Origin of the sequence: Limimaricola soesokkakensis (assembly GCF_900172345.1) — a bacterium.
GTDB classification, from domain to species: Bacteria; Pseudomonadota; Alphaproteobacteria; order Rhodobacterales; family Rhodobacteraceae; genus Limimaricola; species Limimaricola soesokkakensis.
The window spans coordinates 26,418-37,581 of the sequence record NZ_FWFY01000015.1 but is presented as its reverse complement, the minus strand read 5'-3'; the positions used below and the strand labels follow the sequence as shown (position 1 = coordinate 37,581).

The 11,164-nt window shown below is 64.9% G+C and carries 9 protein-coding genes; all 9 read left to right on the top strand.

All coding sequences use genetic code 11. From position 1 onward, the window contains the following. Nucleotides 1-335: 335 nt before the first annotated feature. The 9 genes from rarD (at nt 336) to LOS8367_RS17005 (ending at nt 11,102) form a co-directional block, all read left to right on the top strand. A complete protein-coding gene (rarD, locus tag LOS8367_RS17045; RefSeq protein ID WP_085897751.1) occupies nt 336-1,232 on the top strand; it encodes an EamA family transporter RarD in 897 nt (298 codons plus the stop codon). 708 nt (nt 1,233-1,940) lie between these two features. Continuing rightward, nucleotides 1,941-3,005, top strand: a complete 1,065-nt coding sequence (locus LOS8367_RS17040; protein WP_085897750.1) for a replication initiator protein A — start codon at nt 1,941-1,943, stop codon at nt 3,003-3,005. Nucleotides 3,006-3,040: 35 nt separating this feature from the next. Next, on the top strand, nt 3,041-3,718 hold the full coding sequence (locus LOS8367_RS17035) for a hypothetical protein (RefSeq protein ID WP_085897749.1): 678 nt from the start codon (nt 3,041-3,043) through the stop codon (nt 3,716-3,718). A 96-nt stretch (nt 3,719-3,814) separates the two neighbouring features. Then, complete coding sequence (gene rfbC, locus LOS8367_RS17030) at nt 3,815-4,405, top strand: dTDP-4-dehydrorhamnose 3,5-epimerase (RefSeq protein ID WP_085897748.1); 591 nt, start codon at nt 3,815-3,817, stop codon at nt 4,403-4,405. Beyond that, nucleotides 4,402-5,460: a dTDP-glucose 4,6-dehydratase gene (rfbB, locus tag LOS8367_RS17025; RefSeq protein ID WP_085897747.1), complete on the top strand. Its 1,059-nt coding sequence runs from the start codon at nt 4,402-4,404 to the stop codon at nt 5,458-5,460. Before rfbC ends, rfbB begins: the two co-directional genes overlap by 4 nt. Beyond that, nucleotides 5,460-6,341 (top strand): dTDP-4-dehydrorhamnose reductase, encoded by an 882-nt coding sequence (gene rfbD, locus LOS8367_RS17020; protein ID WP_085897746.1) that lies wholly within the window; start codon nt 5,460-5,462, stop codon nt 6,339-6,341. Before rfbB ends, rfbD begins: the two co-directional genes overlap by 1 nt. Continuing rightward, nucleotides 6,338-7,219 (top strand): glucose-1-phosphate thymidylyltransferase RfbA, encoded by an 882-nt coding sequence (gene rfbA, locus LOS8367_RS17015; RefSeq protein WP_085897745.1) that lies wholly within the window; start codon nt 6,338-6,340, stop codon nt 7,217-7,219. Before rfbD ends, rfbA begins: the two co-directional genes overlap by 4 nt. A gap of 192 nt (nt 7,220-7,411) precedes the next feature. Next, the gene (locus LOS8367_RS17010; protein ID WP_085897744.1) at nt 7,412-9,220 is read left to right on the top strand and encodes a M10 family metallopeptidase; all 1,809 of its coding nucleotides are present in this window, start codon (nt 7,412-7,414) and stop codon (nt 9,218-9,220) included. A 184-nt stretch (nt 9,221-9,404) separates the two neighbouring features. Then, nucleotides 9,405-11,102, top strand: coding sequence for a M10 family metallopeptidase C-terminal domain-containing protein (locus tag LOS8367_RS17005; protein WP_085897743.1), 1,698 nt, complete (start codon nt 9,405-9,407; stop codon nt 11,100-11,102). Nucleotides 11,103-11,164 lie beyond the last annotated feature (62 nt).

Genomic DNA, 11,164 nt, shown 5'->3' with positions numbered 1-11,164 from the left:
TGATCCATCGAACTGAACCAAGCCGCCCGCATATCTCTTCAGATATCTGCGATGTCAAAGAGCAAGAAGAAAACCAAACAACCGCGCCCTAACTTCCGGCGCGCCGCCCAGTCCCCTTCGGAATTTCTCACCGACGCTGCATCTCTGCGCCGCCGGTGAGGGGCCTTCTACGGATAGGGGCGGAGGGCCGCAAGTGGTTTTTTCGAAAAACTTTGCACGACCCAGGGTAAGCCGTACGGGGCTCTCTTTCACTGCTCAAAAAGCGAGCATGACCTGCGCTCTTGCCCCCGTCCCGGCAACGCGCAACTGCTGACGCATCGAGGAGAGGATGCGTCATGCAAGCGAACGAGGACAGCCCGCGCGGCTTCGTGCTGGCCACTACGGCCTATCTGATGTGGGGCGTACTGCCGCTCTACATGAAGGCGCTGGCGCATATTCCGCCGGCCGAGGTGGTGGCTCACCGGGTGCTGTGGTCGATCCCCATCGCCGGGCTGGTGCTCTGGGCCACGCGCAGGACCTCCGATCTGAAGCTCGCTCTGCGCAACCCGCGCATGCTTGGCATGGCGATGATCACCGCAGCGCTGATCTCGGTGAACTGGGGCATCTATGTCTGGTCGATCGCGGCGGGCCACGCGCTCGATGCCGCGTTGGGGTATTACATCAACCCGCTCTTCTCCGTGTTCCTCGGCGCGGTGCTCTTAGGGGAACGGCTGAACCGGCTGCAGCTGGTAGCGATCGCCCTGGCGGCCGCGGCGGTGCTGATCCTGACATTCGCTTCGGGACAGGTCCCGGCGGTGGCGCTCGGCCTCACCGCGAGCTGGGGCGCCTATGCCTTCTTCAAGAAGGCGCTGCCTATTGGCCCGAACCAGGGCTTCCTGCTCGAAGTGCTGATCCTGCTGGCGCCAGCCTTGGCCTATCTGGGCTGGCTGGCAATGCAGGGCGAAGGACATTTCATCGGCGGCACGAGGCGCGACGTCTGGCTGCTCTTGGGCTGCGGCGCGGTCACGGCTGTGCCGCTGCTGATCTATGCCAACGGTGCCAAGCTGCTGCGCCTCTCCACTATCGGCATCCTGCAATACATCGCGCCCACGATGATCTTTCTCACCGCGGTACTGGTCTTCGGAGAAGAGTTCGACATGGCACGGCGCGTTGCCTTCCCGATGATCTGGCTGGCGCTGGTGCTCTACACCGGATCGATGCTGCGCCGCCCGAAGCGTCGGAAGGCGGCCTGACCCCAGAACGCGGACATCGGGAACCCCGAACGCGGAGATCAGGAACCGGCGCTTTGCGGACATCAGGAACCGTTTTTCGCGGACATCGGGAACCGGAACGCGGACATCAGGAACCGATACCAGCTTTGCGGAGATTAGGAACCGCCCCAAGCACCTGTGGATAAGTCTGTGTATATCCTGTGTAAAACTAATTCTCTGATTGCGGACATTAGGAACCGAAACGCGGACATCAGGAACTAGAACGCGGACATTAGGAACCGAAGCATTGGAATTAGCTAATAAAACCAGAGTGTTATAAGGCATTTTCAGGCCCGTAACACTATATAACACTATATAACACCTTAGATGGGTCCCCCACCCGCGACTGCGAAACGCTGCACCAAGCCCCTCCTTTGGGAGGGCTGAGAAGCGGTAAAGCGGATAATCGTTCTCGATACCCCGAATCCATTGACTTGACTGAAGAGCCGTGAATCGACGTTCCGGATACCCCGAATCGATTCGTAATGGGGCTTGGAAGCGCCTTTTTGCCAAAGGAAACCATGTTCCTGTTTCCCCGAAGGGAAGCGTCAAATCACGGGTTGAATTCCTTGCACGTCCCCGATACCCCGAATGTGAACGGGTCTCTTTGCGCCCGGGGTTCCCGATTCCACGAATCCGGGAGGAAAAGCAGGCGCGTCCTCTTCGGTCCGCCTCATCGAGGAGACCGGCATGCAAGAGACTGCGCAGGAATTCGGCACCTCCATCGATCATCTGCTGCCCGAGCGCCATCCGCAGATCGACTACAGCATCTGCGACGTAGCGGAAGCCGTTCTGAAGGATCTCGTGCCTTCGATGGAGCACCCGTTCTACGCGCTGTCGAAGAAGCCCGACATGTCGATCCGGCGCTACGAGCACGGGCCGAACTGGGTCGAGATCATCCCCTCGGCCAAAGGCCAGGCGACGATCTACGACAAGGACATCCTGATCTACGCGGTTAGCCAGATCATGAACAAGCTGAACCGCGGCGAGAAGGTCGACCGGGTGCTGCGTTTCAACCCGCGCGACCTGCTGATCTTCGTGAACCGCGGCACCGGCGGCAAGGATTACGACGCCTTCTGCGAGGCGCTCGACCGGCTGATGGGCACAGTGATCAAGACCAACATCACCACCCGTTCGGGCGGCGGCGACCTGCCCCTGAGCGAGGAGGAGGCGCGCGGCTGGTTCCACCTTGTCGAGCGCGCCACTGTGGTGCGTAAGGGCGACGAGGAGACGGGCCGGATCATGCATGCCGAGATCCAGCTCTCCGAATGGGTCTACAACTCGATCCGCCGCAAATCGGTGCTGACGCTGCACCGCGACTATTTCCGCCTGCGCAAGCCGATCGAACGCCGCGTCTACGAGATCGCGCGCAAGCTCTGCGGCTCGCAGCCACGCTGGCAGATCGGGCTGGAGAAGCTCCTGATGCGCACCGGCGCCCGCTCCGAGCTCAAGCGCTTCCGCCACACGATGAAGGAGATGGCGCAGAGCGACCACCTGCCGGACTACCACGTCGCCTATGACGACGAGAGCGACATGGTGGTGTTCCGCAATCGCGGCACGGTGACGCCCGAGATCGAGAACCCGGCCCTGCCGCCGCTTTCCGAGGCGGTCCGCGACGAGGCCCGTGCCCTCCTGCCTGGCATCGATATCGCTGCGGTCGAGCGCGAATGGCGTGACTGGGTGACCGAGTCCCCACGCGACGCCGCCGCCGCCTTTCTGGGCTTCTGCCGCAATCGGCGCGACCGGCTGATCTGACCCCTCCCCTGCGCCCGCCCTTCCGAGGTTCCTTCATGCGCCTGTCCCTTTGCTCCGTTGCCGGCCTCGCGCTCGGCCTGCTTGCGCCCCTGCCCGTCGCGGCGGGGCAGGACGCTTTCGAGGTCATGCTCGGCGGCAGCCGGCTCGGCCGGATCACACATGCGGTCTCGGGCAGCACCCGCGATCTGACGCTGCTCCTCGACAGCACGCCGCTCGGCGTGTTCGACGGTAGCTATGCCGGCCGCACCGTCACCTCCGGCGCTCTGGCCCACCATTCGGGCCGCACCCGCTCCACCCGCAAGTCGCGCGACCTGACCATGACAACCGAGGCCGGGCGGCTGCGCGAGGTCTCGCTCGCACCGCAGGAGGAGCGCACGTCCCTCACCACGGCAAGTGCCGTCAGCGGCCGGGTGAACGACCCGGTGAGTGCCTTCGGCCAACTCATGGAGGCGAATGGCTGTCCCAATGACCTGCGCATCTATGATGGCCGTCGGATCGGCCTTCTAGACACCCAGAAGGAAGAGCGCGGCGACGCAGGCCGCGTCACCTGTCAGGCCAGTTACCGTGTGATCGAGGGGCCGGGCTATCTGGAGCCACTGGGCATCTCGAAGCTTTCGGTCGAGCTACACTACGATGCTACCGCTGCGACTTGGCAGCTGCGGAAGGTCAATGCGCGCAGTGGTCCGTTTGTGCTCTCCCTTGCTGAGGGTTGAGAGCGCAGGAGGGTAGGATAGCTCCACAAACGAGCCGTGAAACTGCCCTATCCTGCTGGTAGGCTTCGCGCAAAACCCCTTTGACCCGAGGCACTTTTGCAGATCGAATCTACTGCACTTCCCGGCGTGCTGATATTCACCCCGCGCCGCTACGGGGATCACCGCGGTTTTTTTGCCGAGAGCTACAACCGCCTGCGAATGGCCGAGGCGGGGATCGGGATCGAGTTCGTGCAGGACAACCATTCGCTTTCAGAAGCGGTTGGAACGATCCGGGGGCTGCATTTCCAGGCACCCCCGCACACCCAAGACAAGCTGGTCCGGTGTGGCCGCGGCGCGTTTCTCGACGTTGCCGTCGACATCCGGCGCGGCAGCCCGAGCTATGGCCGCTGGGTCGCGGCCGAGTTGAGCTTCGAGAATGCCCGGCAGATGCTGATCCCGTCGGGCTTCGCGCATGGCTTCGTCACGCTGACGCCCCAAGCGGAAATCGTCTATAAGTGCTCGGACTACTACGCGCCGGAAACCGAGGGCGCGATCCGCTGGAACGACCCTAGGATCGGCATCGACTGGGGGCTGCCGGAGGGCACCACGCCGGTGGTGTCGGACAGGGACGCAGGCGCGCCATGGCTTTCGGAGATCGACAGCCCCTTCACCTATGAGGGGCCGCTGCCCTGGGAGGTGGCGCGATGAAGATCCTCGTCACCGGCGGCGCGGGGTTCATCGGCTCGGCCGTGGTGCGGCTCGCCGTCGCGCGCGGGCACCACGTCGTCAATCTCGATGCGCTGACCTATGCCGCCTGCCTCGACAACGTGGCGCCGGTGGCCGACAGCCTGCTCTACGCCTTCGAACATGCCGATATCCGCGATCGCGCCGCGCTCGATCGGATATTTGCCACCCATGCCCCTGACGCGGTGATGCATCTCGCGGCCGAGAGCCATGTCGACCGCTCGATCGACGGGCCCGGCGACTTCGTCGAGACCAATATCACTGGCACCTATAACATGCTTGAGGCGGCGCGCGCTTGGTGGGTGCAGGCGGGCCGGCCCGAAGCTTTCCGCTTTCACCACATCTCAACTGACGAGGTGTTCGGCTCGCTGCCGGCTGACCCCGACATCAAGTTCACCGAGGACACTCCATACGACCCGCGCTCGCCCTACTCGGCCTCCAAGGCCGCCTCGGACCACCTGGTGCGCGCCTGGCATGAGACCTACGGCCTGCCGGTGGTGCTGACCAACTGCTCGAACAATTACGGTCCCTACCACTTCCCCGAAAAGTTGGTGCCGGTGGTGATCCTCAATGCCCTCACGGGCAAGCCGCTGCCGATCTACGGCAAGGGCGAGAACATCCGCGATTGGCTCTATGTCGAGGATCACGCCGACGCGCTGCTTACAGTACTGGAGAAGGGAAAGATCGGGCAAAGCTATAACATCGGCGGCAAGAACGAGCGGACCAACCTCGAGCTGGTGCGCACGCTTTGCGCCATCCTCGACGAGATACGCCCGAAGGCCGAAGGCAGCTATGCCGACCAGATCACCTTCGTCGCCGACCGGCCCGGCCACGACGCGCGCTACGCGATCGATCCCAGCCGCATCCGCGATGAGCTGGGCTGGCGACCCTCGGTGACGGTCGAGGAAGGGCTCCGGCGCACTGTGCAGTGGTATCTCGACAACGAGGCTTGGTGGCGGCCGCTACAGTCGCGCGACGGCGTGGGCGAGCGTCTTGGTACCGGCCGGGGGGCGGCGTGATGCGGCTGCTGGTTCTCGGCCGCTCGGGACAGGTCGCGACCGAGCTGGCCCGCCTGTCGGGCGAGGGGCACGAGATCCGCTGCCTGGGCCGCGACGCGGCGGACCTGTCGCGGCCCGAAGCCGCCATAGATGCGGTGCGCCGCGCGCTGGAGACATTCCGCCCCGAGGCGCTGATCAACGCCGCCGCCTGGACCGCCGTGGACGCGGCCGAAGCGCAGGAGGACGCGGCGCGGGTGCTCAACGCCGACGCACCCGCCGCCATCGCCCGGCTGGCGGCCGAGGCGGGGCTGCCCTTCGTGCATATCTCGACAGACTACGTCTTCGGCGGCGCGGGCGAGGCTCCCTTCACGACCAATGCGGTCGCGGCACCGCTCGGCGCCTATGGCCGCACCAAGCTTTCGGGCGAAGAGGGCGTTGCAAAGGCCGCGAACGCCGCCGGTTGGGCGGTGCTGCGCACCTCATGGGTTTTCTCGGCGCATGGCGCAAATTTCGTGAAGACAATGCTGCGGCTCGGCGCCGAGCGCGACGCGTTGCGCGTGGTCGCCGACCAGATCGGCGGCCCGACACCGGCAGAGGCCATCGCGCAGGCCTGCGTGACCATCGCTAAGACGCTCGCCGCCAATCCTGGCAAGAGCGGCATCCACCATTTCTCGGGCGCGCCGGACATTAGCTGGGCCGGCTTCGCGCGCGAGATCATGGCGCGGGCCGGGCTCGACTGCGGGATCGAGGAGATCCCCAGCGCCGACTACCCGACCCCCGCTACGCGCCCGCTCAATTCGCGGCTCTACTGCCGGACCACGGAGGCCGTGTTCGGCCTCACCCGCCCCGACTGGCGCGCCGGGCTCGACCGCGTCCTTACCGAACTGGAAGCCACACCATGACAGCGATCCGCCGCAAGGGCATCATCCTCGCTGGAGGTACGGGCTCCCGGCTCTACCCGATCACCATGGGCGTGTCGAAGCAGCTCCTGCCGATCTACGACAAGCCGATGATCTACTACCCGCTCTCAGTGCTGATGCTGGCTGGCATCCGCGAGATCGCGGTGATCACCACGCCGCAGGACCAAGATCAGTTCCGGCGCCTCTTGGGCGATGGCCGCCAATGGGGCGTTTCGCTCACCTATATTGAGCAACCGAGCCCGGACGGGTTGGCGCAGGCCTATATCCTCGCCGAGGAGTTCCTCGCGGGCGCTCCGTCGGCGATGGTGCTAGGCGATAACATCTTCTTCGGCCACGGCTTGCCCGAGATCCTGGCGCAGGCCGATGCAAGGACCCGGGGCGGCACGGTGTTCGGCTACCACGTTGCCGACCCCGAGCGGTACGGCGTGGTGGACTTCACCTCTGAGGGACGAGCCCGCGCGATCGTCGAGAAGCCGGAGTTGCCGCCCTCGAATTACGCGGTCACCGGGCTCTATTTCCTCGACGCGTCAGCGCCTGAGCGGGCGCGCCATGTCAGGCCATCGGCGCGCGGCGAGCTGGAGATCGCGACCCTGCTCGAGGATTATCTCGCCGAGGACCTGCTCAGGGTCGAGAAGATGGGCCGCGGCTATGCCTGGCTCGACACCGGCACGCATGGTTCTCTGCTCGATGCGGGAAATTTCGTGCGCACGTTGCAGGACCGGCAGGGCCTGCAGACGGGCAGCCCGGACGAGATCGCCTACAACCGCGGCTGGATCGATCGGGAGGGACTGCGTGAACGCGTCGCTCTGTTCGGCAAGAGCAGCTACGGCGCTTTCCTGAGCGGCCTCTTGGGTCGCTAGGGCTGCCCTTTCTTTAGACAGAGATGCAGGAGCGCACGGCGCGCGCTAACCCGGCGGCGGCTCGCCTTGAGCGGGAACGCGCCCATCCTTGCGGTTTCGTCATGATTTCGCCGTCTCATCGTGAAAGAAGGTCGCCCGCTGCCGACGGCCCCTTGGCCGTGGCCGGAAATCCCAATCTTCACGGAGAGCCTTTTGCCTCGCGACGCGACCCCCCAAGACATAGCCGACTATCTCATCGGCGGTTACAACGATAGCACGAACATCCCCTACACTTTCTTCGATCCGGACGCCCGCGGCCCGATCAGGGCCGATATCAGCGGGCTGAATGCCGATGGCAGGCAGCTTGCCAAATGGGCGATGAATGCTTGGGAATCCGTCGCCGATGTCGAATTCAAGCGGGTAAAGCGCGGCGCAGACCTGACCTTCGTGGATCACCTCAACGGTGCCCATGCCGAGACCGAGGCAAGGGCCAACGGCACCATCACCAAGGCCAAGATCAACGTCTCCTCCGACTGGGTCGAGAAGCACGGCGCGGGCATCGACAGCTTCAGCTTCCGCACCTACCTGCACGAGGTCGGCCACGTGCTCGGCCTCGGCCATGCAGGTCCCTACAACGGCCATGCCGATTACCACGACGCCATCTTCGAGAATGACAGCTGGCAGCTCTCGGTGATGTCCTATCTGGGCCAGGACGAGAACCCCAACATAGACGCCAGCCGTGGCGCCAATGTGATGCCGATGCAGGCCGACCTGCTCGCGATCCGCGAGATCTGGGGTGCGCCCAAGGATCACTATGCCGATGGCGACACCATCTGGGGCATCGACTCTGAACTCGACAATTACTTGGGCGACATGTTCCGGGGCATGGGCAACGATAAGAAATCGGACGCCTACGACCTGCAGCCGATCACCTTCTACATCGAGGATCACGGCGGCCACGACCGGATCGACTTCAGCCATGCCGGCCTGCACCAGACCGTCGATCTGCGCCCCGGCGCGGTATCGAGCGTGCTGGGCAAGCAGCACAACAACATGATGTTCTCCGAGGACACGCTGATCGAGGATTTCGTGTCGGGCAACGGCATCGACCAGATCTTCGGCAACGGGGTGGCCAACGCGATCTGGGGCGGTGGCCGGGACGACGTGCTCAGGGGACGTGGCGGCGATGACCGGCTCTGGGGTGAGGCAGGCAAGGACAAGGCCTTCGGCGGCGCCGGGGCCGACAGGCTGCGCGGCGGTGACCATGACGACCTGCTCAAAGGCCAAGGTGGACGCGACCGGCTCTGGGGCGACGCCGGGGCGGACAGGCTTCTGGGCAATGCTGGAAACGATCGGATCCGGGGCGGCGATCACGCCGACATACTCAAGGGACAGGTCGGCCGCGACAAGCTCTGGGGTGAGGCCGGGACCGACCGGCTGATCGGCGGCGGCGGCGCTGACAGGCTCTGGGGCGGTGGGCAGGGCGACCTGCTCAAGGGCCAGGCTGGCCATGATCGGCTGATCGGTGGCGACGGTGCCGACCGGTTGTTTGGACAGGCCGGCCGCGACCAGCTCGAGGGCGATGCCGGAAGCGACCGGCTGATGGGCGGCGGCGGTGCCGACAGCCTGTCCGGCGGCGCCATCGGTGACCTGCTTCGGGGGCAGCGCGGCAATGACAGCCTGTGGGGCGGCGATGGCATGGACCGGCTCTTCGGCGATGCCGGGCGGGATCGCCTCGACGGCGGGCTGGCGCCCGATGCGCTGACCGGCGGAGCCGGCGCGGACATCTTCGTCTTCGCCGCGGGCTATGGCACCGACACGATCACCGATTTCGCGATCGGCCAAGACCGGGTGGAGTTGCATGCCGACCTGATGGCCGGCCTTACCGCGCAGGGCGCGGCGCAGATGGCCCGCACCAATGCCGAGGACAAGCTGGTTCTGAACTTCGGAGAAAACGGGCGCCTGATGTTCGAAGGTCTTGGTGGCGAAACCCTCTCGGCCGAGAGCTTCATTATCGCCTGAGGACGGACAAACCCTCGTACGCGCACGCCCCGGGGGTTCGCGGCCTGACTGCCACAGTTAGGCTGCGATACGCGCTTGTCGAGCAAGACTGCCGTTATTTCGCCACCTGATTGTGCGATGACCCTGCGGGGCCGCGCTCGGGGGAGATGTGGGCCCGAGCCACATATCCTTTCAGGAGCGTCCCTTGCCTCGCAACGCCAAAGCCCAAGACATCGCCGACTACCTTCTTGGCGGTTACAATGAGAGCACGAAGATCCCCTATACCTTCTTCGATCCCGATGCCCGCGGCCCGATCAAGGCCGACATCGGCGGTCTGAATGCCGAGGGGAAGCAACTCGCAAAATGGGCGATGAACGCTTGGGAGTCCGTCGCCGATGTCGAGTTCAAGCTGGTCAATCGCGGCGCCAGTCTGACCTTCGTGGATCATCGCAGCGGCGCCCATGCCGAGACTGAGGCCGATGGCGACGGTACGATCACCAAGGCCACGATCAACGTCTCGTCCGGCTGGGTCGAGAAATACGGCAGCGGCGTCGATAGCTACACCTTCCGCACATACATGCACGAAATCGGCCACGTGCTCGGCCTTGGCCATACCGGCCCGTACAATGCCAATGCGGATTACAAGGATGCCATCTTCAAGAATGACAGCTGGCAGCTCTCGGTGATGTCCTATCTCGGCCAGGACGAGAACCCGAACATTAACGCCAGCCGTGCCTCCAACGTGATGCCGATGGAGGCCGACCTGCTGGCGATCCGCGAACTCTGGGGCGCACCCAAGGATCACTATGCCGATGGCGACACCATCTGGGGCATCGGCTCCGAACTCGACAACTATCTTGGCGATATGTTCCGCGGCATGGCCAACGATAAGAAATCGGACGCCTACGACCTGCAGCCGATCACTCTCTATATCGAGGACGCCAGCGGCCACGATCGGATCGACTTCAGCCATACCGGCCTGCACCAGACCGTCGATCTGCGGCCCGGTCGCATCTCGAGCGTGCTGAGCTTCAAGAACAACATGCTGATCGCCGAGGACACGCTGATCGAGGATTTCGTGTCGGGTGACGGCATCGACAAGATCATTGGCAACGACGCTGGTAACGCGATCTGGGGCGGCGGCCGCGACGACATGCTCAAAGGCCTGAACGGCAACGACGAGCTTTGGGGCGACGCGGGCAAGGACCGGCTGTTCGGCGGTGGCGGCCAGGATGTACTGAACGGCGGCGAGCATGACGACCTGCTAAAGGGCCAGCGCGGCGGGGACGAGCTTTGGGGCGAGGCCGGCAAGGACCGGCTGTTCGGCGGCGGCGGTCAGGATGTACTGAATGGCGGCCCGCATGACGATCTGCTGAAGGGCCAGGGCGGTCGGGACGTGCTCGTAGGCGACACCGGCAGCGACACGCTGATCGGCGGCGGCGGTCATGACGCGCTCTATGGCGGCGACCAGAGCGACGTGCTCAGGGGCGATGCCGGGAACGACCTGCTCGATGGCGGCGAGGCCGGCGACACTATCGAGGGCGGTTCGGGCGACGACCAGCTCTTCGGCGGCGCCGGGTTGGACCGTCTTGAGGGCGGCGAAGGCGACGATCGCCTCGATGGCGGCGAAGCCTTCGACGAGTTGTTCGGCGGCGCGGGTGCCGATGTCTTCGTGCTGGGTCTCGGCTACGGCACCGATACCGTGGGCGATTTCGTCGTGGGAGAGGACCTGATCGAGCTCGACGCCGCACTGATGGCAGACCTGACCGCCGAGGCGGCGGTGGATCTCGCTCGCGAGACCCCCGAGGGCGACCTGATGCTGAACTTCGGCGACGGCAACCGGCTGCTGCTTTCGGATCTCGCCGGCACCGAGCTCACGGCCGAGAGCTTCGTCATCGTGTAAGATGAGCCCCGGCGTTCCGCCCACGAGCGTAGCGCCGAGACCGTCCCGCTGGACCCCGAGGC

Coding starts and splice junctions, on each gene's coding strand:
- rarD (WP_085897751.1), top strand. CDS start 336: ATGCAAGCGAACGAGGACAGCCCGCGCGGCTTCGTGCTGGCCACTACG.
- LOS8367_RS17040 (WP_085897750.1), top strand. CDS start 1,941: ATGCAAGAGACTGCGCAGGAATTCGGCACCTCCATCGATCATCTGCTG.
- LOS8367_RS17035 (WP_085897749.1), top strand. CDS start 3,041: ATGCGCCTGTCCCTTTGCTCCGTTGCCGGCCTCGCGCTCGGCCTGCTT.
- rfbB (WP_085897747.1), top strand. CDS start 4,402: ATGAAGATCCTCGTCACCGGCGGCGCGGGGTTCATCGGCTCGGCCGTG.
- rfbD (WP_085897746.1), top strand. CDS start 5,460: ATGCGGCTGCTGGTTCTCGGCCGCTCGGGACAGGTCGCGACCGAGCTG.
- rfbA (WP_085897745.1), top strand. CDS start 6,338: ATGACAGCGATCCGCCGCAAGGGCATCATCCTCGCTGGAGGTACGGGC.